The organism is Streptomyces sp. NPDC051172 (genome assembly GCF_040682555.1).
Lineage (GTDB): Bacteria > Actinomycetota > Actinomycetes > Streptomycetales > Streptomycetaceae > Streptomyces.
The window spans coordinates 1-21077 of sequence record NZ_JBFBBE010000120.1 but is presented as its reverse complement, the minus strand read 5'-3'; the positions used below and the strand labels follow the sequence as shown (position 1 = coordinate 21077).

The 21077-nt window shown below is 66.9% G+C and carries 19 protein-coding genes and 1 pseudogene; 10 read left to right on the top strand and 10 right to left on the bottom strand.

The genetic code is table 11. The features are described 5' to 3' along the window. Nucleotides 1-259: 259 nt before the first annotated feature. From AB0N07_RS41630 to AB0N07_RS41595, 8 genes are all read right to left on the bottom strand, one after another. Nucleotides 260-814 (bottom strand): flavoprotein, encoded by a 555-nt coding sequence (locus AB0N07_RS41630; RefSeq protein ID WP_365844502.1) that lies wholly within the window; start codon nucleotides 812-814, stop codon nucleotides 260-262. A gap of 5 nt (nucleotides 815-819) precedes the next feature. Beyond that, nucleotides 820-2052, bottom strand: a complete 1233-nt coding sequence (locus tag AB0N07_RS41625) for a helix-turn-helix transcriptional regulator (protein WP_365844500.1) — start codon at nucleotides 2050-2052, stop codon at nucleotides 820-822. A 448-nt stretch (nucleotides 2053-2500) separates the two neighbouring features. Continuing rightward, nucleotides 2501-2692 carry a hypothetical protein gene (locus tag AB0N07_RS41620; protein WP_355320106.1) on the bottom strand — a complete coding sequence of 64 codons (192 nt, stop codon included), beginning with the start codon at nucleotides 2690-2692 and terminating at the stop codon, nucleotides 2501-2503. 4 nt (nucleotides 2693-2696) lie between these two features. Further along, nucleotides 2697-3902: an IS4 family transposase gene (locus tag AB0N07_RS41615; protein WP_365844498.1), complete on the bottom strand. Its 1206-nt coding sequence runs from the start codon at nucleotides 3900-3902 to the stop codon at nucleotides 2697-2699. A 129-nt stretch (nucleotides 3903-4031) separates the two neighbouring features. Beyond that, complete coding sequence (locus AB0N07_RS41610; RefSeq protein ID WP_365844496.1) at nucleotides 4032-5048, bottom strand: hypothetical protein; 1017 nt, start codon at nucleotides 5046-5048, stop codon at nucleotides 4032-4034. Between the two features lie 397 nt (nucleotides 5049-5445). Continuing rightward, nucleotides 5446-6033, bottom strand: coding sequence for a haloacid dehalogenase-like hydrolase (locus AB0N07_RS41605; protein WP_365844516.1), 588 nt, complete (start codon nucleotides 6031-6033; stop codon nucleotides 5446-5448). Between the two features lie 224 nt (nucleotides 6034-6257). Then, the gene (locus AB0N07_RS41600) at nucleotides 6258-6848 is read right to left on the bottom strand and encodes a 2'-5' RNA ligase family protein (protein ID WP_365844494.1); all 591 of its coding nucleotides are present in this window, start codon (nucleotides 6846-6848) and stop codon (nucleotides 6258-6260) included. A gap of 55 nt (nucleotides 6849-6903) precedes the next feature. Beyond that, a complete protein-coding gene (locus tag AB0N07_RS41595; RefSeq protein ID WP_365844492.1) occupies nucleotides 6904-8331 on the bottom strand; it encodes a helix-turn-helix transcriptional regulator in 1428 nt (475 codons plus the stop codon). 412 nt (nucleotides 8332-8743) lie between these two features. On the opposite strand from AB0N07_RS41595, the gene AB0N07_RS41590 reads away from it, so the two are divergent. From AB0N07_RS41590 to AB0N07_RS41550, 9 genes are all read left to right on the top strand, one after another. Next, nucleotides 8744-8938, top strand: coding sequence for a hypothetical protein (locus AB0N07_RS41590; protein WP_365844490.1), 195 nt, complete (start codon nucleotides 8744-8746; stop codon nucleotides 8936-8938). Between the two features lie 352 nt (nucleotides 8939-9290). Further along, complete coding sequence (locus tag AB0N07_RS41585) at nucleotides 9291-10172, top strand: hypothetical protein (protein WP_365844488.1); 882 nt, start codon at nucleotides 9291-9293, stop codon at nucleotides 10170-10172. Nucleotides 10173-10253: 81 nt separating this feature from the next. Next, nucleotides 10254-11780: an amino acid permease gene (locus tag AB0N07_RS41580; RefSeq protein WP_365844486.1), complete on the top strand. Its 1527-nt coding sequence runs from the start codon at nucleotides 10254-10256 to the stop codon at nucleotides 11778-11780. 196 nt (nucleotides 11781-11976) lie between these two features. Further along, nucleotides 11977-13017, top strand: coding sequence for a phosphotransferase (locus tag AB0N07_RS41575; protein WP_365844484.1), 1041 nt, complete (start codon nucleotides 11977-11979; stop codon nucleotides 13015-13017). Nucleotides 13018-13232: 215 nt separating this feature from the next. Then, nucleotides 13233-14117 carry an aminoglycoside phosphotransferase family protein gene (locus tag AB0N07_RS41570; protein WP_365844482.1) on the top strand — a complete coding sequence of 295 codons (885 nt, stop codon included), beginning with the start codon at nucleotides 13233-13235 and terminating at the stop codon, nucleotides 14115-14117. Nucleotides 14118-14122: 5 nt separating this feature from the next. After that, on the top strand, nucleotides 14123-14794 hold the full coding sequence (locus AB0N07_RS41565) for a 3'-5' exonuclease (RefSeq protein WP_365844514.1): 672 nt from the start codon (nucleotides 14123-14125) through the stop codon (nucleotides 14792-14794). Nucleotides 14795-14820: 26 nt separating this feature from the next. After that, nucleotides 14821-15453 carry a hypothetical protein gene (locus AB0N07_RS41560; protein ID WP_365844480.1) on the top strand — a complete coding sequence of 211 codons (633 nt, stop codon included), beginning with the start codon at nucleotides 14821-14823 and terminating at the stop codon, nucleotides 15451-15453. Next, complete coding sequence (locus tag AB0N07_RS41555) at nucleotides 15450-17486, top strand: ABC transporter ATP-binding protein (protein ID WP_365844478.1); 2037 nt, start codon at nucleotides 15450-15452, stop codon at nucleotides 17484-17486. The genes AB0N07_RS41560 and AB0N07_RS41555 overlap by 4 nt, the downstream gene beginning before the upstream one ends. Then, nucleotides 17483-18763, top strand: coding sequence for an MFS transporter (locus AB0N07_RS41550; RefSeq protein WP_365844476.1), 1281 nt, complete (start codon nucleotides 17483-17485; stop codon nucleotides 18761-18763). Before AB0N07_RS41555 ends, AB0N07_RS41550 begins: the two co-directional genes overlap by 4 nt. On the opposite strand, the gene AB0N07_RS41545 is transcribed toward AB0N07_RS41550, so the two are convergent. After that, entirely contained in the window at nucleotides 18735-19151 is a 417-nt protein-coding gene (locus tag AB0N07_RS41545) for a hypothetical protein (protein WP_365844474.1), read from the bottom strand. The genes AB0N07_RS41550 and AB0N07_RS41545 overlap by 29 nt on opposite strands. Nucleotides 19152-19267: 116 nt before the next feature. Here AB0N07_RS41545 and AB0N07_RS41540 point away from each other — a divergent pair, with 116 nt between their 5' ends. Further along, nucleotides 19268-20041 (top strand): glycosyltransferase family 2 protein, encoded by a 774-nt coding sequence (locus AB0N07_RS41540; RefSeq protein ID WP_365844472.1) that lies wholly within the window; start codon nucleotides 19268-19270, stop codon nucleotides 20039-20041. Between the two features lie 333 nt (nucleotides 20042-20374). On the opposite strand, the pseudogene AB0N07_RS41535 reads toward AB0N07_RS41540, so the two are convergent. Continuing rightward, nucleotides 20375-20551 (bottom strand): annotated as a pseudogene (locus AB0N07_RS41535) (ISAs1 family transposase); the annotation flags it as partial. Between the last annotated feature and the right edge of the window lie 526 nt (nucleotides 20552-21077).

Sequence of the window (21077 nt, the reverse complement as noted above, 5' to 3'; positions counted from 1 at the left end):
CGCACTCGATGCAGCGGCGCGGACGCATAGCAGCCGCGGGTCCCTCGGCGGTGCGCAGCCCTGACACGGACATCCACTCCTTGGCGAACTGGTACCGGTGGCGTGCGTATGACCGTTCCCGTTCATGGCCGTACGCTGCCTCACCAGCACGGTCGGGCGTTGGTCGGTGGCGCCCTCAGCATGGCTCGGTGCAGAGCAAAGGACCCGGACAGTCTGTCCGGGTCCGACTCAGTGCCCTGTAGGGGCTATTGACAATACGTCAGGAACCGGTCGTCTCCACTTGGTCTAGTACGGCTTCCCACGGGTACCGGCGCCCCGGCATCCCAGCCCGCGGCTCTGCGAGCGGCCAGACCTCGTCCCCGTAGATCAACCGAACCCCCGTATCGTGCAGAGCCTTGATGTGCCCCTCCCACGCGGGGTGGCGGGCGTGCGCGGCATTCACCCGCGGCCAGACGACTACTGGAAGATCGAAGGTCCCGATAGCCTCGTTGACCTGCGTCAATGCCTGATTGTCCGAGATGCCCAAGGCGAGCTTGGCGACGGTGTTGGCGCTCGCAGGGGCAACGACGTAGCAGTCCACCGGAGGGTGCGGGCGCGAGTCACCAGGCATACGCGACTCGGTTCGTACGGGCAGGCCCGTCAGCTTCTCGATCCTGGCGACCTCTCCGCTGGAACGGAGCCACTCACCTGCTGTCGGCGTGAGCGTAACCGCGACGGTCCAGCCGCGTTCGATAGCGGGAACCACGAGTCCTGTCCGCAGCTCCTCGACTCCGCCAGCGCCCGACCCCACGACGCCCAGCACCTTGCCCTGCATCAAAGTCATTGCACCGCCCTGCACCGTTGGGCCATGGCCAGCAGCTCGGACGAGCGTCTGCCACCCGTGACCGGGGACTGCTTCCTCAGATCACGAAGAGTCTCTCGTACTCGCGGGTTGTTCCGTACGAGCTGCGGCGATGTGCGCTCAGCCTCGCGCAGCTCGCTGAGGGCGTCGTCGGCGCGTCCGCTGAGGCAAAGGGCGCGGGCGTAGTCGATGCGGTGGGACACTGCGCGTTCTGGCGGCATGTGGTCGACGTCGATGTTCCCGTGGTCGATGACGTACGGGATGTTCTCCAGGTCCAGCTCGATCGAGAGTCGGTGCAGTTCGACGTTCGTCGGGCCGAAGCAGGTCTGCCAGTAGTTCTCGTCGGAGCCGAGGCGATCGGCCAGCCGCGTCGCGCGTTCGAGCAAGGTGCTGGCTGTGGGCCGGTCCTGCTGACGCGCTGCGGCTACAGCCGCGCGCAGGTGAATCATGCCGAGCAGGCTCAGGGCGGCGGGATCGTCCTCGTCGACCTGGCGCGCGAGCCAGGCCGCGGCGGTGTCGCCCAGCTCAAGAGCATCCGCGTAACGCCCGTTCGCCAGGAGGGCATGAGTGCCGGAGCGTGCGGCGGAGGCGAGCGACAGTGGATCCTCGGACTCGTCGGCTGCCCGCATGGCGCGCTCGGCCGCGAGCCACGACAGGTCGGACTCCCCCACTTTGGCAAGGGTGGTCGCCACCAGATGATGCGTGCGAGCAGAGACCGCGAGGCCCCGTCGACGCTCGTCGCCGTGCGGGAGGTCTTCAAGCTCCTGAGCCGTTCGGAGCAGACCGGGCAACGCAGCGATAACGTCCCCGAGAGCGCCCGCCTGGTAATCTCCCCAGCTTTGTTCCACGAACGTCCGGGCTTGCAATGGCCGGGGCAGCTGTCTGTCTGCCGTCGGCCCGAACAGCAGCTTGGAGAGCCGGCGAGGGTTCATCAGTGCATCACGGACGGCTGGCACGTCGTCCATGTGCTTCTCGCCGTCTTCCATGAGGAGGGGTTGCCCCATCAAGTCACCGAGCGGCACGCGTAGCACCCGGGCGAGTTCGGCGAGCTTGTCGATTCTCGGAGGCTTCCGCGCACCTCGCTCGATCTTCGACAGCCAGTCGGTGCTGTGCCCGACGAGCCCGGCGAGCACGGGCTGCGTATAGCCCCGGCGCTCGCGGTAGAACGCGATCCGCTCTCCGATGCTGAGGTGGTCTCCAAGACCCCGCATGTGCGCTGCCTCCCGGCTTTAGGTCTGCAATTCACGGTAGCGGCAGACCAGATCCCGGGATCGGGGAGTGATTCGGGCAGGTGATGCCAACCTCAGCATCCACTCTCGGGGCCGGGGTGTGCCGGACACTCTGTCCGGCTTCGAAAGGCTCGATCAATGCACCCATGTGGGTCCGGGAGATCAAGGCACCGCGCTCGCCTACGGTGCAGTTTCCGCACGAGTGGGACAGCTCTGCGTAAATACCTTCAAAGGCACGCAAGTTGAGAGCCGGGTTCCCTCCCTATCGAGGTCGAGCCGTCACTTTCTCAATGGACTCTCGGAGCTTCGCGATGTCTTCCAGGCTGTCGAGGATGATGTCAGCCCCTGCTGCTCCAAGTTCGTCTCGTGTGGTCTTGCCCGAGGCCACGCCAATGACCGATGCACCCCCCTCCAGACCCAACGTCGCTTCTTAAGCGGCTTGTGAGAGGTCGTCAGGCTGTGCTCTCCATTCGAGGAGCATGAGGTTGATGGTGTAGGTGGCTCGGCTGGTGGGTGGTTCGCCGGGGCGGAGGGTGCGGTAGCCGGAGCCGGAGCGTTTGGTGGCACGGGGTGCGGTGCGTCCGGGCCGGGGGCGGACGGCCTGGTGAGCGAGGTCGGCCATGACCTCACGGGCTTTGGCGGCCAGGCGGCGAGGGGGGAAAGTCCGCGCCGACGGTGCGCCGGGCGGCGTTCAGGGCGTTCTTGAAGCTGATGTGGCCGGGCGGGAGGTGGTGTTCGTGGGCGGTGTCGGTGGTCAGCTGCCGGGTCGCCTGGTAGACGCAGAGCATGGCCCACAGTTCCTGCTCGACCATGGCGGGGCTGTTGGAGCGCAGGGTGGCGGTACGCCCGCCGCGCTGCTCGATCTTGATGTGCCGGTAGATTGTTTCGCTGGTCCAGCGGCGGGCGTACAGCTCCGCCAGCTCGGCCGCGGGCGCGGTCTCCGGGTCGAGGAGCGTGGTGATCAGGCAGAACAACTCCGAGGTCTCACAGCCGTGTTCGCCGGTCCGGGTGATCGTGTACTCGATGACGCGGACATCGACCGTGCGCTTGGTGCGCTGCTCGCACAGGCGTGACAGGTAGGTGCCGTCGGGCAGTACTTCCACCACCGGCAGGCGGAAGGAGTCCGACACCCGCCACAGCAGGTCGGCCCCGGTGGCAGCGGCCTTCTCCCACAGCGTGAAGGACGGAAAGCCGCGGTCGGCCAGCAGCAGCATGCCGGCCTTCAAGTGGTGCAGCAGCCGGTGCGCGAGGGTGCGCTCGCCGGTGGCGAACGGCCCGAAGACGGCCCCGACCACGGCGTGGGTGCCGCACTCGCCGAGCGCCACCATCCGCGCCTGTGGGTAACCCGCCTGCCGCTCGCCGTTCGAACCGCCGCCGAAATAGGCGGCGTTGGCGTCGGACGCGGGCACGTCGAACAGCGTGCCGTCCAGCGACATCAGCCGCCGGCCCCGCCAGAACACCCCCGGCGTCGCAGGCGTGCCCTGCACCCCGGCCACCTGGCCGAACAGCCAGCGCAGCGGCGCCGCCCCCAGCCGGGCACGCGCCTTGGTGACCGAACCGGTCCGGGCCGGACGCGTCCACTTCTCACCCGCCCGACGCGGGATGTTCTCCAGCAGCTCGCGCAGCACCCCGCCGTACCCCTGCCCGGTGAACAGCCACATCGCCAGCGTGAAGTACACCATCAGCGTGCTCGGCAGCGCCTTCGTGCGCTCCTCCCACGCCCCGGCCTCCTCGACCGCCTGGTGCACCAGCTCCGGCGTGAACGTCCGGGTCAGCAGCCCCATCCGGACCCGCTCCGGGAAGCTGTCCCCGGCTATGTGATCACGTGCCACAAGGACGAGACCCTACGCCATCAAGATCAGCCAACAGAAGCGACGTTGGGCGTCGGGTCGGCTCGCACGACATACTCAAAAACCCGTGAAAAACGGCCGCCAGCACGGAATGCTGGCGGCCGTTTCTGTCTAGCTCGGGTTCTTCGGATCCCAGTTGCAATGGTGCAGCGCGAAGAAGACGGGAGACAGTGCGTTGCTGGTCCCTACGTCGGCGCGCCAGGACTCCACATCCCAGCTGTCGCCCGTGCTCCACCCCGAGGAATTGAGCGGATCCGGGAAGACGAAATGCGCATGGCAGATGAACTGCTCATACTCCGAGTTGTACTTCGACTGGACGGACAGCTGCTGCGGGGGCGGCGCCATCGTCCACAGCTGGTCCCAGGCGCTGCCGAGATCACCGACCGCGTTGCGGAATCCTGCGTCCGTCGGATAGGCGCGGATGACCACCTCGTTCGGGAAAGCGGCGGGGATCTCGACGCGCACCTGTTTGAACCAGTCCGTGGCGGCTTCGCTCAGATAGCCCGTGCATTCTCCCGAACATCCCTCCTCCCGGTTTCCGGAACTCCAGAACAGCGTGCTCTGCCGGTTGGAGAAATTCTGGTACGTCTGGTTCGTCGCAGTGTCGGTTTTCTCGTCCGAGGTGGGATATCCGAACGACCCGCCCTCCCAGCCGTAATCCCCCCACAGCTTCCCGATCTTCCCCCATACGGGGTGCGCGCCGTAGGCGGACGCCCAGTAGACGGAGCCGCCTTCGAACTCCTGACGGCGGCCGAATCCGTCGGGGTTCGCCAGCTCGTCCGACGTGGGGTACCCAAGCGGACCGGACTCCCAGTTCTTGTCCGCCCACTTCGCGCCGATGGCGCCCCCAACGGGATGGGCGCCCGTAGCGGGCTTCCAGTAGACGGTTCCCCCGGTGAATTCCTGCCTGCGGCCGACGTCGTCCGGGTTGACCAGCTCGGTCGTCTTCGGGCAGCCGAGAAATCCCCGGTCGTAGTTGTAGTCCTTGTACTTGGCGAGGATCGCTCCGCCGACGGGGATCCCGCAGAAGACGGGGTCGTCCGCCTGGGCGGACGGGGATGACCCCAGCAGGGCGGTCACAGCCAGGGATGTGGACGCAAGCATCGTCATGATGCGGCGAGCAGGCACGGAAATCCTTCCGGAAAGCAGTCGATTGTGCTGGTTTCTACGGGGGAAGAGGCCTCTCCTCGAAGGTTCCTTCCCGGAAACAGACGGCACCTACCTCAACGGCCGGCGGCGCGGCGAGCGCCTCACGGTCCGCGTCATCGAGTACACCGTCACCACCACCCACACCCGCCCGGCGATCCGTCGGCACGGCCTTTTCCCCCCGGACAGCTCCAGCGCAAAATCCGTGACGTCCAGGCCGACCTGGCCCGCGAGGTCATCCGCCCCCGCAGCGGCCGATCAGCACCCCGCGTCACCAAGCGGAGCACTCCCGCCTACCGCACCCTTCGCCCCGACGAGCCACCCACCAGCCGCGCCACCCACGACATCCACATCCACCGCCTCGACCCCGAGGAGGAGATCAACACCGAGCTACAAAAGGCCACTTAGGAAGCGACGTTGCCTCCAGACCGGTGCGTACGTCTTCGAGGGAATCCCCGATGATCACCGTGTTGGCGCGGGTGAAGAGCGTTCCGTGCTTGGCCTGAGCGCGTTCCTGCGCGATGCCGACGAGGGCAGGTCGGTGGTCGTTGTCGGAGGCGAACCCGCCGATGTCGGTGTCGAGGTAGCCGTCGAGGTTGAAGACCGCGAGCTTCAGGAGAGCGTTAGGTTTGAGGTTGCCGGTGACGACCGTTGGCACCCACTGCTCATGCCCCTGCACGGCTTCGAGGGCCGCGATGGCTCCAGGCATGACGACACCTTGCCTCCGGAGATCTTCTGTGTGGGCTGCGAGACGCTTGGGCAGCAACTCCACCATCCGTGGCAGCAGGTTTGGAACCACTGATTCCGGTACGCCGTTATCCAAAAGCAGGGAGCCGATGGCGAGGGGCATGGTCACGCCGGTGCCACGTGCCGGCAGACGCTCGGCGGGGCGGCCTACCACGTCGGCGAACGTCTCGCGGTACACCTGACGGTCGATGTCCCCGACGTAGAGCAGCGTGCGGTCAATGTCCCAGAGGATGAGGGTCTGTTGTTCTTCGATGTCCTTCAGTTCCCTGCTCCCGTCTGCTGGCGGCCTCGCTGTTCGCAGCGGGGCGACGAGTACGGAGACCCCACTGGCGCGCTGAACTGCCCCTGGCGCCGGACATCACCCGCCGAAGAGTTCGACGGTGGCGTCTGACCGCTACTTGATTGCGCAAGATCGGATTCGCTCGCGCGATTGAGTCTCGGTCGTCAGTGCAAGGGCAGTACGGCAAGGGTCCGCCATCGGTAGGCGTGATCTTCACGCCGTAGTTCCACCAGCTCAACCTGCCCGATCGGCACCGTGATGGCGGGAAGGTCACGCAGCGGCCTAATCGCCTCCCGCACCTTGTGCGAGTCCAAGGTGCGGTTGCAGTAGGCGATGCCGATGTGTGGGCGCAGCGCGGAGGTCGGCTTCTTCAACGGCAGTCCGCACTGATCGCTCGTAAGCGACAAGGCGCTGTGGAGGTTAATGAGTGGGGTCCAGGGGGCAACGCTGTAGCGAATGGCCCCGCGGGAAGCCGTCATCGGGACAGCACTGATGGTGAAGGCATCGGGAAGACGGTCTGACACTTGCTGGCGGAGCGTGTGAAGCTGGGCTTCGCTGACCTCGTTCGCTAGACCGATCCGCCCCAGGGTCAGGTGCAGTCCATTCTCGTCGATGAAGTCGAAGTCGAGCGAAGCGAGCCGCTCCTGGCAGGACCGCGTCTGCTCCGTCAGGGCGGCGGCATCGGCGAAGGTGAGCATCCAGTAGTAGGCGCGCGTGGATGCGTCCCAGCCTGGCCGTTCCCAGTGGTTATGCATCCGATCAACGGTGCCGAAGGCAGCCCAGTCGTGGGCGGCGATGACGTGGGGGTTGTCAGTGCTGGGCGGAGGGGCTGCGGGAAATGCTGTGGGGCTGGCGGTCAAGAGCACTGGCGGCCCCTCTCGCTCGCGGCTGTCCGTCTGGGCGTGTCATCTTGGCAGATTCGGCCACGGCGCGGGTCAGCGGGGAGGAGCGCCACACGCGGAGGGCTTCCGTGTAGTTGCGTACGGCTGACAGGTCGCGCCACTGGGTGGCGCGGTCGGCGAGTTCTCCGGCGCGCTGGACCACGGATCGGATTGGCGGCCCACCGCCGGCGTCGAGAACCTGCTGTCCGAGAACCATGGCGTGCTCAACGTCAGGTCGTGCCCCGGTCAGCAGGGCGGTGGCGACATCGAGACGGACCAAGGCTTGGCTCCAGGCCGAGTCAGACCGCGCGACGAGCCCGTCGATCTGCTCGGCGTACGCGATGACTTTGGGGGTGTCTCCGAGCGAAACGTGGACGGTGGCGGCATTGGCTAGAGTCCGGGCCAAGCTGTAGGGGACGAAGGAGATACACGAGGTGAGCCCGTCGGGCAGCACATGCTGTCCGCTGAGCTCCTCTGCCTGGGCGAGGGCACGCTGGGCGCCCGTGGCATCCCCAAGCTTTCCCAGGGCGCGGGCGCTTCCGTTGGCCAGGAGGCGAATGGCTTGAGGGCTATGAGGATTGATGTCTATGCCCGCCTCGGCCCAGGTGAGGGCATCAGCGAAACGCCCAGCGTAGTAGGCGCTCAACGATCGAGTGCCCAAGGCCCACATCATCAGGTCCTGGTCGTCGATCTCGGCCGCGAGCGCGTGGGCCTCTGTGCAGTACGCCTCAGCCAAGACCTCGCGTCCGGCGTTCACGGCCATGTAGCCAAGGAGCCCGGAGGCCTGCGCGGCCAGCCGGAATAGGGCTTCTCGCTGCCTGGGTGGCTGCTGTCCCTCCAACAACGGTTGAACGTACGTGCGCAGTTCGGTCGTGACCGGCACCAGTTGGTGTGGACCTTCCTGTTCATAGCGATCCACGATGTCCGTGATCTGTTGCTCCAGGATGCGCAGCGTCGCCGGATCTACGTGGGACGAGGTGAGGGTGTTCAGCCGCTTGGCGATCTCCAGCGGGCTTTCCCACTCAACTTCGACGACCGGAGCATGTTGAGCGGCGGGGCGCGGCAGAGGAGTGAGCTCTGGTGGAACGCCGAGTCCTGTAAGGAACTCGGCGATCTTGTCGATGTTGGTGAGGCGTCGGCGTCCCGCTTCGAGCATGGAGAGGAACGCTTGGCTGAGGCCGGTTAGTTGAGCAACGTCGTCTTGGCGCAGAGATCCGTGCTGGCGAATTAGGCGGGTTACTTGACTGAAGTCCCAGGCTGCTAAGGCTTGTTGAACATCGATGTTTCGCCACACGTGTTCTGGAACGGAGGGAGTGGCTAGGGTCTCGCTGTGGGAGCGGAGACAGGCCGAGCACATCGTTCCAGAGTTGTACCGGCTTAGTTGGCAGCCGCACCGTTCACAGCGTCGCGGCGACTGCGCAAGCACTCCTACCTCCCCGGTTGAACGTGGGCGTGTTGCCCCAACTACCCCTGGTGAAACCGAAATCACTCCAGTGATATCACCTGGGCTATGTGCGCGCCGCGCGATTTCGCACCACCCTGGGGTCTCCCACAGTGCGTGGCACCGACGAACCATCCGGGAACGGATCTTTCGGGCCCGCACGCGACGCTCGCACTGTGGACTCAACTATCCCTGATCTCGCCACCGGAGTCCGAGGTGCTTTCGGCCTTACACGTACGGATGGATCAGCCCTTGACGCGGATGCCCCGGCGGCATCTGGCGGTACAGCAATCGTGCCGCGGCAGGCGCCGCCGCTTGGAGGGCCGTTGTGGTCGTTAGTTTCTCCGCCGTCGTGCTCTTCGGCGTGATCGTCTTCCTCCTCATGAAGAAGGCTGGCCTGAACGTCGCGCACGGAATCGTGTGCATCCTGTTCGGCTTCTTCCTGGCCAGCAGCTCCGCGGCACCGAGCATCAAAGAGGGCGTGCAGGGCGCGGTCGAGCTGATCGCAAAAATCGACTTCTAGGCCGACCGTCGGGGCACGGGCGAGGTTGTTGGCTCGCCTCCCTTCACCCCCCATGCCCTGGCGGTCTTTCCACCACCGGACGTGACCCGAGGACTTTCGATGATGCCGATACCCGATGTGCCTGCGCGCCGGGCGGTGACCTTTGCCACGGCTGCGGCGCTGCTGAGGACCCAACGCCTCTCACTGCCTACACCGGATGGCAAGAGCGCAGTTCACGCACGGGGGAAAGCATCGCTCGTCGGGACTCAGCAGCTCGCCCCATCCGTGGAGCAAGTGAGGCGGGAGAGCCATGGGTAGGCACAGACCTGCCCTCGATCGGCATCCGGCCCGGGACGACGCCGCCCTTCGTGGGGTGATCGAGGATGCAGCGATGGGGCGCTGGGAAGGCGCTCGCGAACTCCTGGCATCGACGGGGGCCGACTGGGACAGGCGAATCTTCCGCCTGCAGGTCCTCGCCCGTATCGGAGTACGGCTGACGTTCGCTGACACGTGGGCGCAGGCGGAGCCGCGCTCTCCGCACGCCCTGGCGCTGCTGGCCAACGTGCAGGCATTGCGGTCGATGACCGCCGGCCGGGGGCATGGCCTCAGCGAGGCGATGCGGCAGGCGTGGGATACCTGCGATGCCGCCGCTGACGCGTTGCCGAATGATCCATCCCCTTACGTTGTCATGCTCGCGTTGACGCGCTTCCATTCGCCTCCACGCGACCGTGAATGGCGCGCGACGTTAAGTCAGGTGTGGCAGCAGGCAATTGCATGCGACCCCTGGAACCGGGAAGCGCACCACGAACTGCTCACCTACCTCTTCCCTTCCTGGCATGGCACCGGCGGAGAGGTATTCCACTGGGCGCAAGAGCGGTGCGCCCACACCCCGCGAGGGCTGCCGCTGCACGTGCTGCCGCTGGTCGCTCTTGCCGAATCCCACCGTCTGCGCATGGAGGTGGACGGAGACCGTTACGGACTGACCGTTCACCCGTGGACGGACAATCCCTCGACCAGCCAGGCGTGGACGAACTGGTGGGACTGCCGGGCCCCCAAGCGGCCTCACGCCGCCTTCCACGAGGACGCCAACTACCTGGCGCACGCCTTGTCGTTCGCAGGCCGGCACTTGGAAGCCGCGGACGTCTTCGACGCCATCGGCCCGTACGCCACCGACGTGCCATGGGGCTACTGCGGCGACGCCAAGACCTTGTTCCGCCGCCATCGCGGCTGGGCGATGAAACTCGCCGAGCCCTGACCACAAGGCCCCGCCGCGGAGCTCAAACCCCAGACACAACCCAATGCACCCGACGCATTCACGATGGAGGAAGTACCCCCCATGCCCCTCGACATCCCAAGCACCACACAATCGGAAGAGGAGCGCCTCGCCGAGCTGGGCATTACCCAGACACTCGACCGCAGCATGAGCGGCAGGCAGAACTTCGCGGTCAGCTTCACGATCATCAGCATCCTCAGCGGCTGCTTGACCATGTACGCGTACGGCATGAACACCGGTGGCCCCGCGCTGATCATGTGGGGCTGGGTACTTGTCGGCCTGATGACCCTGTTCGTCGGCCTGGCCATGGCGGAGGTCTGCTCCTCCTACCCCACGTCGGCTGGCCTCTACTTCTGGGCCCACAAACTGGCCCCACGACAGTCCGCTCCAGCGTGGGCCTGGTTTACCGGATGGTTTAACACCTTGGGTCAGGTGGCGGTCACCGCGGGGATCGACTTCGGCGCCGCTTCGTTCCTGAACGCCTACCTGGACTTGCAGTTCGGCTACGCGGCCACTCCCGGGCACACGATCGTCCTGTTCGGCATCATCCTCATCTTGCACGCCCTCGTGAACACGTTCCGCGTCCGGATCGTGGGCTTCTTCAACACGGTCAGTGTCTGGTGGCACCTGATCGGCGTGGTGGTGATCGTCGGCGCCCTCCTCCTGGTCCCCGATCATCACCAGTCCCCGCAGTTCGTCTTCACCGAGTTCGTCAACAACACCGGCTGGGGCTCGGCGATCTACGTCAGCTTGATCGGCCTGCTGATGGCCCAGTACACCTTCACCGGCTACGACGCTTCCGCCCACATGACCGAGGAAACCAAGAACGCCTCCGTCGAGGGACCCCGCGGGATCATCCGGTCCATCCTGGTCTCCTGGGCCGCCGGGTTCGTACTCCTCTTCGGGCTGACCTTCGCCATCCAGTCCTACAGCGGCTCCCTCGACTCCAAGACTGGTGTGCCGCCCGCGCAGATCTTCCTGGATGCCCTCGGGGAGAGCACCGGCAAGATGATGCTGCTCATCGTCATCGGAGCCCAACTCTTCTGCGGCATGGCCAGCGTGACCGCCAACTCGCGCATGATCTACGCCTTCTCCCGTGACGGGGCCCTGCCCTTCTCCAAGACGTGGCACAAGCTGCACCCGGGAACCCGTACGCCGACCAATGCGGTCTGGCTTGCCGCCGGCGGTGCCTTCGTCCTCGGCCTTCCCTACCTGGTCAACTCGACCGCGTACGCGGCCGTCACGTCGATCGCGACGATCGGCCTGTACATCGCGTACGTCATCCCGACGCTGCTGCGGCTGCGTCAAGGCGACTCCTTCCGGCGCGGCCCGTGGCATCTCGGCCGCTGGTCCACCCCGATCGGCGTGATCGCCGTGACCTGGGTTGCGCTGATCACCGTGCTCTTCATGCTGCCCCAGGCGTCCCCAGTGACCTTGGAGACCTTCAACTACGCACCCGTCGCCGTCGGCGTAGTGGTGATCTTCGCCGGGGGCTGGTGGCTCGCCTCCGCCCGTCACTGGTTCCTCAACCCCCAACACCCGAAGCACGCCGCACAGACCAGCCCCGTCCCGCAGAACGCAGCACGGTGACAGGCCAGGGACGGGACACAGTCCATCCAGCCCGATAGCTACCCAATGGGCTCGCTGCCTGCCGCCGCCATGTCAGCGAGGAGGCAGCGAGCCCACGAACCTTCAAGCACCTGCCTCCTCCGCCGCCGGTTCTTGATCTGCAAAGGCACGCCTTCGCCGTGCCCCCGTTCACCGCCTAGTACAGAAGGGGAAATCCGTGAGCCGCATGGACGACGACGCCTGGATGGACGAACTCACTGCAGACGTCCTCGCCGAGCGGTATGGAATCTCGGTCGATTCAGTGGAGTGGGCATCGGCAGACAGCGAGTCCGTGAATCGACGTGTCCTGACCGCTGATGGCCGGCGGCTGCGGGTCGCGGAGTACGCCACGTCGGTCGACGTGAACCTGGCGCGGGCGGCATGGGACATGTCGGAGTTCTGCAGGGTCGCCGACCTTCCCGTACCGCGGGTCTGGCCTGACCGTGACGGTGACCTCGTCGCCATATCGGAGGGCAGCGCGTGGGCTGTGGCCGACGACGTTCTTGGCCGCGCGGACACGAGATCCATGACCTTGGCGTGCGCCGAGGGCATGGGCACCGTGCTGGGTCGGATGCACCGGGTCTTGGCCGCGTACCCCATGCCCGAGCTAGCGGTGCGTACAGACTGGCGCACCATGTCCCCTGATGAAGGGGTGGCCGAGTGCGCGGTCGTGCCGGAGGCGGTCCGCCAGCGGGAGCCTCGCGACCTGGCGCAGATGCGTGACCGGCTGCTCGGCCGTCAGCTGGACCTCGTCGCACATACTGATCGGCTTCGTGCCGGGCTTCCTGCGGAGTTGACGAACCAGGCGGTGCACGGGAACTTCGCCCGCACCCGCGTGTTCATGGTTGCCGACTCCGTTACCGGCATCCTCAACTTCCGTGGCGTGAACGGATCTCCCGTATGGGAGCTGGGTCGCGCTGCCTTCGACCCATGCACCGTGGCTCATGGAAACGGCTGGCAGCAGTTCGCAGTACGGATGATCGAGGCGTACCGGTCACAGAACCCCACCCTCCCGCATACCGAAGCCTGTGCTCGGGTCGCGTTGCTGGACATGCTCTACGGCTTCCACGGTGCCGCCCCCAGCGTCGAGGCGTCGTCTGAGCAATTTCACGTTGGCCTTGGGCAGTACTGGGGAGATCGGCAGGTGGCGATACGACATCTGCTCGCCAGCCTCGACGAGATCGAGGCAGCCCTGACGGACGCCAATCAGGGCCGGTAATCCATGTCCACCATCACGATGCTCAGTCCCTTCGCCTCCAGCTACAGCGACGCGGCAAGCGGTGCTGCTGATCCAGTTCACGTTGATCAATTCAGGACGAACGGCCGGGGGCGTTGTCAGTGGCTCCTGACATCCTTCACCACCACCCCACAACTCTGGGTGCAGGTGAGATCACTCAGAGTCCGTGACGTTGTCGCGAAGAGAGGCGCCCCACAGTGAAGACCTTGCCCACCGCGTTCCACGGCCTGCTCTCCACAGTGACCGACACCCACGAAGTCATCGCCGAACACCCCCGTTCCGACTCGCTCCGCACCTCGCTCTGGGAGCTTCAAGCCCCTGGCGGCACAAGGTGGTACGCCAAGCAGAACACGGGCCCCAAACTGCACCGCCGCGAGGTCGAAGCCTACGCAAAGTGGACTGCCGCCCTCGGGCAGGACCGGACTCCGACACTGGTCGCCTCTGATGCGGAGACCCGGACGGTGCTGGTCACCGCCGTACCCGGCCAGAGCTTGGACAAGCTACGACTGCCGGCCGAGCAGGAGCGGGAGGCGTATCGACAGGCTGGCGCGCTGCTGGCCCGGCTGCACGCTGCCGACCCCCGCTCCTGCCCCTCCACGGAGGCGGAGGCCGAGTGGGAAGCCGACCTTGAGAAGCTGCTGGCAGCCGCCGAGGCTTACCTCACGATCGACGACCTGAAGTTCCTCGGCGCTCTCGCCTCGAAGGCCCCGGCCGGTCTGGATGCCGTGGTGGCGCACGGGGACTACAGGCCCAGGAACTGGATGTGGGACGAGCGCGAGCAGTACCTCCGCGTCATCGACTTCGAGCGGACACAGCTTGAGCCCGCCGTGCGCAGGGACCTGAGCCGCCTGTACTACCGGGACCTCTACCAGCGGCCTGACCTCGCTGCCGCTTTCGCCAGCGGCTACGCCCGCCCGCTTACTCCCGAAGAACAGCAGGCACGCATCGCGTACGGCGTGCTGGACGCGCTGGACTCCGTACGGTTCGGCACCCAGCACCACGACCTGGAGCTCGTCGACGAAGCCCACACCATGATCATGAATCTTCGCGCCGAGCACACCCGAACCACGGTCGGGTGGTGACGCCCATGCGCCGGGAGAATCCGCGGCTCGCCAGCGACCCCGCATTCCAAGAGACCCACTTCATCACGATCGACTTCGAGGGCACGACGCCGAAGGGGGCCTCCCCGGAGCCGATCGAGGTCGCAGCCCTGGGAATTCAGCACGCGCCAGGCCAGGGCCCGGTACGCAGCGGGTTCGAGTTCCAGTCGCTGATCCGTCCACCTCTCCATGCGCCCGTCACCGCGCTCGACACGAAGCAGACCGGCATCACGTCTAGCGACGTCGCCGAGGCCCCCGGCGCCGCCACCGTGCTGCACACCCTGGACGTGGCTCTGCCGGCCCGCCCCAAGATGCTGGTGGCACACCATGCTCCGGTCGAGGCCGGGTTCATCTACCGCTACCGCGACCACTGCCCGCGCCTGGGGGACACGCGACTGATCTGCACCCGACTTCTGGCTCGTCGCGTGTGGCCCGGCCTGCCCTCCTACAGCCTCGACGCGCTGCTGGCGCACTGCGGGATCCCCCAGCCTGCACACCGGCATCGAGCGATGGACGACGTCACCGTCACCGCCGCCCTGTTCCGGGCGCTGCTCACCGACGCCACCCGCCACCACACCCTTCACACCCTCGGTGATCTCGTCCGCGCGGCCGGCATCACGCCCCGCACCGCCCGCCCCACACAGCTCGAACTGCTTTGACACACCGTGTTGTTAAGGAGAGGCCTGTGCCCGATCGCCCCGACAACCGCTCACCCCTTGCCCTATCCACCGCCCCACCGGCGCAGCGGCACAACCACGACGGCGGGACGGTGCCGTTCATGGTCACCGAATGCCAGCAGTGGCCATGGCATCCCGCTCCCGTCCCCTCCGCCCTGCCGGTCCGCCAGGCGTGGGGGTGGCTGTTCGTACCGGACGGCCGCTGTGTAGTCCTGCTCGACACCGCCTACTGGCTACCGCTGCTGCCCGGCGGGAAGATCGAACAGGCCGACGTCGGCGATCCGACCCGTGCCCTGATCCGCGAGACACGGGAAGAGGCCCAGGCCGCCCTGGCCGACCCCTGCTACCTGGGCTACGTATACGACGCCGAGGGCACAGTGTTCGGCGGCGGCGGACCGTACGCGCGGGTCCGCTATGCCGCCCGCGTCACGCACATCGCAGCCGCTGCCCCGGATCCGGCCGGGCGGAGCCTGCTGCGGCTGCTCGCCCCGCCGCGACAGGCGATCGAGCTGTTCGGCTGGGGTGAGCAGGCCCATCTCCAGGCGGAGGCCGCCGAACGTATCGCCTGCGACCGGTGGGGGCTGCGTCTCACACCGGGCGCCAAGGTCGAGGAAATCCCGGGGCAGGGGATGGCTTGGTGAACACACTGGGGGAAGCAAGTGAATCCAGTACCAGCACGGCCAAGGACGAGGGGCCGGAGCCGGTTGTCTCCGAGTCCGAGAAGCTGCTGTTCGGCGGTCCCCTGCGCTATGACCAGGGCTGGTCACGGCATGAAGACGCCCGGCTGAACATCACCTTCACCGGCATGGTCAGGCAGCTGCCGGCGCAGCTGGTGACCGTGGTCCGGTTGGCCTGGGCGGCCGACCGCAGTGCGACCTGGCAGTTGATCGGTGCCGAGCTGGGCCAGGGCCTGACCCGTATCGTCACCCTGCTCGCGGTCAACGCGGCCCTGGCACATGTGATGGCCGGTGGCTCCCTGCAGGAGCAGGCGCAGGCGGCCGCTCCGGCGCTCGTGGTCGTTGCAGTGGCCATGATGGTGGCGTCGCTGTGCCGGTCGCGCTCGACCTATGCGACGGGCCGGCTCGAGCCGAAGGTCGAGCGGAAGGCGACCGAGACCTACCTGGAGCGGGCCTGCCAGGTCGAGCTCGCGGCGATCGAGGACGACGACTTCCACCGGCTGCTGGACTCCGCGCAGCACGGAGCGATGGCCGCCCGGTTCTCCGTCCGCATGGGCACCCAGGTCATCAACGCGCTCCTCGGGTTCATCGCCGCGATCGGTGTACTGACCGTGCTCCACTGGGCGTTGATGCCCATGCTCGCGCTGATGGCGCTGCCCAGTGGCTGGTCGGCTCTGGCGACGGCCCGGCGCCGGTACTGGTTGTGGCAGACGTGGGTCCAGCACTCGAGGGCATGCTCGAAGATCTCATCGATGATCATTGATCCGAAGACGGCACCGGAGATCCGGGTGCACCAGGTTGGCCCGTTCTTGCTGGAGCACTATCGCGGCATGTCGGAGGCCGCCGAGGCGGAGAAGGAGCGGGTGGCTCGCCAGGAGGGGCGCACCGTGTTGATTGCCTCGGCATGGACCGGGCTGGCCACCGCCGCCACCTACAGTGCCCTGTTCGCACTGCTGTGGTTCGGGTTCATGGACCTTGCGGTAGCGGGCACCGCCATCATCGGCATCCGCACCGGGGCATCCAGCCTGACCACGCTGGTCAACCAGCTCAACTCCCTGAACAGCGAGATCCTTTACGTCGCCGACCTGCAGCGGCTGATCGCCGAGGCGGACCAGCGGGCCATCCCGTCCGGCGGAGTGGACCTGCCGGAGCAGGTGGATGAGATTCGCTTCGAGCAGGTGTCGTTCGCCTACCCCGGGCAGGACGGCGAGGCCTTGAAGGACGTGTCGCTGTCCATCCCCACCGGGAAGATCGTGGCACTCGTCGGCGTCAACGGCGCCGGCAAGTCGACGCTGGTCAAGCTGCTGGCCGGGCTGTATCAGCCGAGCCGTGGCCGGATCCTGTGGAATGACGTGGACGCTGCACGGGCCTCGCGGGAGCAACTGGCCTCGCGGATCGCGATGGTGGCGCAGGACTTCACCCGATGGGTGTTCACCGCCCGGGTGAACGTGGCGATCGGCCGTCCCGAACTGCCCATGGACGATGCCGGGCTGAGGCCGGCCATCGACCACGCCGGCGCCCAGGAGGTCATCGCGAAGCTGCCCCGGGGGCTCGACACCCTGCTCGGCCGAGGCTTTCGCGGTGGCGTGGAACTGTCCGGCGGACAGTGGCAGCGCCTCGGGATCGCTCGGGCAGCCCACCGGGCCGGCGAGGTCTTGATCGTGGATGAGCCCACCGCGGCCCTGGACGCCCGGGCCGAGGTGGAGGTATTCGACCAGATTCGGGCGCTCGCCGATGCTGGGCAGACCATCGTGCTTATCACCCACCGGCTGGCCTCGATACGGCACGCCGACCTCGTGCACGTCCTCGACGACGGCCGCCTCGTCGAATCCGGCAGCCCAGACGAGCTCCTCGCCCAGGACGGTTCCCTGTATGCCGAGCTCTACAACCTGCAGGCCAGCCAGTTCACCACCGAACCAAATGGGAGCGCACACGGCATACCGGCACAGAACGGGCGTGCAGCAAAGCGGAGTTCGGCGCAGGATGGTGCACGTTGAGGGCGATCGGGTCCGCCGGGAGTTTATGGCTGCACGCGGACTTCCGCTGGTACTGGGCGGGCCAGAGCGGCAGCGTGGTCGGCAGCGGTGTCACCTCGATCGGCACGTCGGTCCTCGCCGCGGTGGTCCTGCACGCCACCACGATGGACGTCGCGTTGATCGCATTCGCCGGGAAGCTGCCGCAGCTGCTGCTGTCCCTGCATGCCGGGGTGCTGGCCGACCGCTACCGCAAGAAGCCGATCATCATCAGCTGCAACGCGCTGTGCGCCGCGACCCTGGCGAGCATCCCGATCGCCCAGTGGCTCGCCAGCGTCACTATGGGCCAGCTATTCCTGGTCGCCTTCCTCGTCTCGGCGTTCAACGTGATCGGCAGCAACGCCGCGATCAGCTACCTGCCCACCCTGCTGTCCGGCGAGCAGCTCAAGGAGGGCAACTCCAAGCTCGGGGCGTCCAACTCACTCGCTGACCTGGCCGGCAACAACCTCGGCGGCCTCCTCGTCACCGCGTTCGGTGCGGCCCGCGCGATCGCCCTGGACGCCCTCTCCTATCTGCTCTCCGCCTGGTGCCTGCTGCGCGTCCGCCACCGCGAGCCCGCCCCCGAGCCGCGCCGCACCGGCGTAAGCCACTGGGCGGAGATCAGGGAGGGCCTCGACTACACCCTTACCCAACCGGTCGTGCGCGCCATCGTGCTGGCCAACTCCGCCACCTCGTTCGTCCTCGCCGCCAGCTCGGCGCTCTCGTCGCTGTATCTGCTGCGGAACCTCGCCTGGAGTCCGACCGCCCTCGGCCTCGTCATGGGCGCTGGCGGCGTGGGCGGGTTTATCGGCGCCCTCGTCTGGCGGCCGCTCGAGCGGCGCTGGGGTCCGGGACGGGTCATGCTCACCGCTCTCGCCCTCAACCCGCTCGCCCAGCTGCCACTCGTCCTGGCCGGACCGGGTCTCGCCGGGCAGCTCGCGATCGGAACGGGCATGGCCCTCCAGACCTGCGCCGCGGTGGCCCACGGCAGTCTGCAGCGCAGCGTCCGCCAGGAACTGTGCCCCGTCCACATGCAGGGCCGCGCCCAGTCCACGGGCGCGTTCCTCGCCTTCGGCCTGCGGCCCTACGCCGCGCTCATAGCGGGCGGGCTCGGCACCTGGATCGGACTGCGCCCGACTCTGACGGTGATCACGTGCGCGCTGTTCGTGCCGTTCGGGGTGCTGTGGCAGTCCCCGGTTCGTGCCCTGCGCTCCATCCCGCTGCAGGCCCCTGCTAGCGCGGAGTCCAGGAGCCTGTCATGAGCAGTGCATCAGGCGTGCAGCGCACCGTCCGCAGACACACCGTCAAGCCCAACTGGGCCGGTGCACACTGGACATCGCCGTACCTGGAGGCGGGCTGGAGTGGACGGATCACACCGAGGAAATCCAGGGAGGGCACTTCGTCGGCATCGATCCGCTCGGTGCCCGCCGCGTCATCGCGATCGACAACATAACCGGCCGGGCCGACGGCGCCGACGGCCAGATCGCCGAACTGTGGGAGGTCGAGCTCAAGACGCTTCTCCACGACCGGGTGCTTGGTGTCGATACGCGACAACGGGCACAGGGGGTTATGGGCAACTCTGTCCGCTGCTGAGATGCCGGTTGCGAGGATCAGGTACGCGGCGTGCGAGCGGTTGAACGCGATGGTCATGCCTGCGTCCACGTCGTAGCCGACGACTCGATGGCCCACGGCGAGCGGCAGTCACACGTAACCTTGGCCGGCGACGACAACATCCATGACGACTCCAATCTGGGTAAGGAGCGGCTGTGCCCCTGGTTTCGGTGGTGATGCCGGTACACAACTCGGCAGCCACGCTCGGGCCCGCGATCCGGTCGGTCCTGGCCCAGACCCACACCGATCTCGAACTGCTGATCACTGACGATGCGTCCTCAGACGACTCGATGGGCCTGCTGCGGGACTTCGCACGCCAAGATGAACGTGTCCTGGTGAAGGCGGCGCCCGAGCAGGGCGGCGCAGGCCGCGCCCGCAACCTCGCCATGGAGCGGGCCAGGGGGAGCTACGTTGCCTTTCTCGACTCCGATGACCTGTGGCTGCCCGCGAAGCTGGACCGGCAGCTCGACTTCGCGAAGGCGGACGATGCGCCGTTGACGTACACGTCCTACTACAAGATGGATGCCGACTACGCCGGTGAGGCCGCTGACTTCGTGCCCAATGGGCGGGTGGTGCAGGCGCGGGTGCATGTGGACTACTCCGCGATGCTGCGTCGGGACTACATCGGCGCTCTGACGGCCATGTATGACCGCACGGTGCTCGGCACACGGCTCATGCCGGAAATGCCGAAGCGCCAGGACTACGCGCTGTGGTTGAGCATCCTGCGGGACGGCTTCCACGCGCGGGGACTGACCGAGCCGCTGGCGGTGTACCGGGCTCACCGGGCAGGGTCGCTGTCGTCCAACAAGCTCTCGCTCATCCCCTGCAACTGGGCGTTGTATCGCGAGCACGAGCTCCTGTCGGTCCCTCGGTCGACGCGGGCGCTGGCCGGAGCCGTGTTGCAGTCGTTGCGCAACTCGCGCATCTAGATCCGTGCACGAGCCCGGGGAGCCCGGTGCGCGACCGTTTCCGGGGGTGCCCGACCGGGCCCGGCCCCGTGGCCGTGCCGCGTGCTCGGCGGCTGGACCCGAAGGGCTGGACGGACAGACGCAGGCCCGGTGTGGAGAAGCCAGCATGCTCTGCCCCGGCCTCGCAGGGGGCGGGGGCAGAGCATGGTCCAAGCAGCAGCCAGCTTGCATTGAATAGGACGTGCTTCACGCTACGGCAGGCAAGGAGACGCTCTAGGGTGCGGAGCTTCACCGGGTCGACGCAGGGGCTGATCAAGTTCCTGGAGTGTCCGGGTCACTGGTGACGCCCAGGATTTAAGGTGCTTGTTCGGGTTCGTGGCAGATGGCTCGGGTGGTCTTGGCGATGTTGCCGGCTCCGAGGATCTTCAGCGCGCCAATGGCGAGGTTGCAGAAGGTAGCCATGGCGCGGGGTGCGGTGCCTGTGTGGAAGGTGGAGGCGTCTTCGGTAAAGGTGACGTCTCGGACATGGTGACGAGGGCCGCAAAAGCTGCCGTACGGGTCGAGGCAATCCATACCGCTGTGGTGGCGCGGGCTGACCGTTTCGTTCGGACCTGCTACCCAGCGGCACTTCGGCGGGCACGTCCCACGCGATATCAGGGCGGTCGTGCCACGCCTGCTGATCGGTCCCGGACACGGCAAGCCAGCGCAGCCTCTGCTCCATCGCTGGCATTCGGGTGCTGCGGTATGTCTTCGCAAGTCGGACCATGGGGATGATCCGCAGCACCGACCACAATGCCGACATGGCACACGGACAGGCATACGCCGCGAGCGTACGCACGGAGATGTGGCACTGGTACTCACAGGACCACGCCCTCGCTGCCACGCTCTTCTCACGTAAATGCGGCGAATTGGAGAAGAACCCAGAGGAGGAGTATCAGCGCGAGCACCGCGCCTACGCTGGCGGTGACTGCTCAGCAGGTCGTGTGACCTGCCGCTGATCGGATCGTTGGTCTGTTCGTGGGCCTGTCGAAGCGTCGTCCGTCGTACGACGATCTCG

What these genes read in the sequence shown, in the direction of transcription:
- AB0N07_RS41630 (WP_365844502.1), bottom strand. Translation starts at nt 814, where the DNA reads ATGCAGGGCAAGGTGCTGGGCGTCGTGGGGTCGGGCGCTGGCGGAGTC.
- AB0N07_RS41625 (WP_365844500.1), bottom strand. Translation starts at nt 2,052, where the DNA reads ATGCGGGGTCTTGGAGACCACCTCAGCATCGGAGAGCGGATCGCGTTC.
- AB0N07_RS41620 (WP_355320106.1), bottom strand. Translation starts at nt 2,692, where the DNA reads ATGGCCGACCTCGCTCACCAGGCCGTCCGCCCCCGGCCCGGACGCACC.
- AB0N07_RS41600 (WP_365844494.1), bottom strand. Translation starts at nt 6,848, where the DNA reads ATGCATAACCACTGGGAACGGCCAGGCTGGGACGCATCCACGCGCGCC.
- AB0N07_RS41595 (WP_365844492.1), bottom strand. Translation starts at nt 8,331, where the DNA reads ATGTGCTCGGCCTGTCTCCGCTCCCACAGCGAGACCCTAGCCACTCCC.
- AB0N07_RS41580 (WP_365844486.1), top strand. Translation starts at nt 10,254, where the DNA reads ATGCCCCTCGACATCCCAAGCACCACACAATCGGAAGAGGAGCGCCTC.
- AB0N07_RS41565 (WP_365844514.1), top strand. Translation starts at nt 14,123, where the DNA reads ATGCGCCGGGAGAATCCGCGGCTCGCCAGCGACCCCGCATTCCAAGAG.
- AB0N07_RS41545 (WP_365844474.1), bottom strand. Translation starts at nt 19,151, where the DNA reads ATGACCATCGCGTTCAACCGCTCGCACGCCGCGTACCTGATCCTCGCA.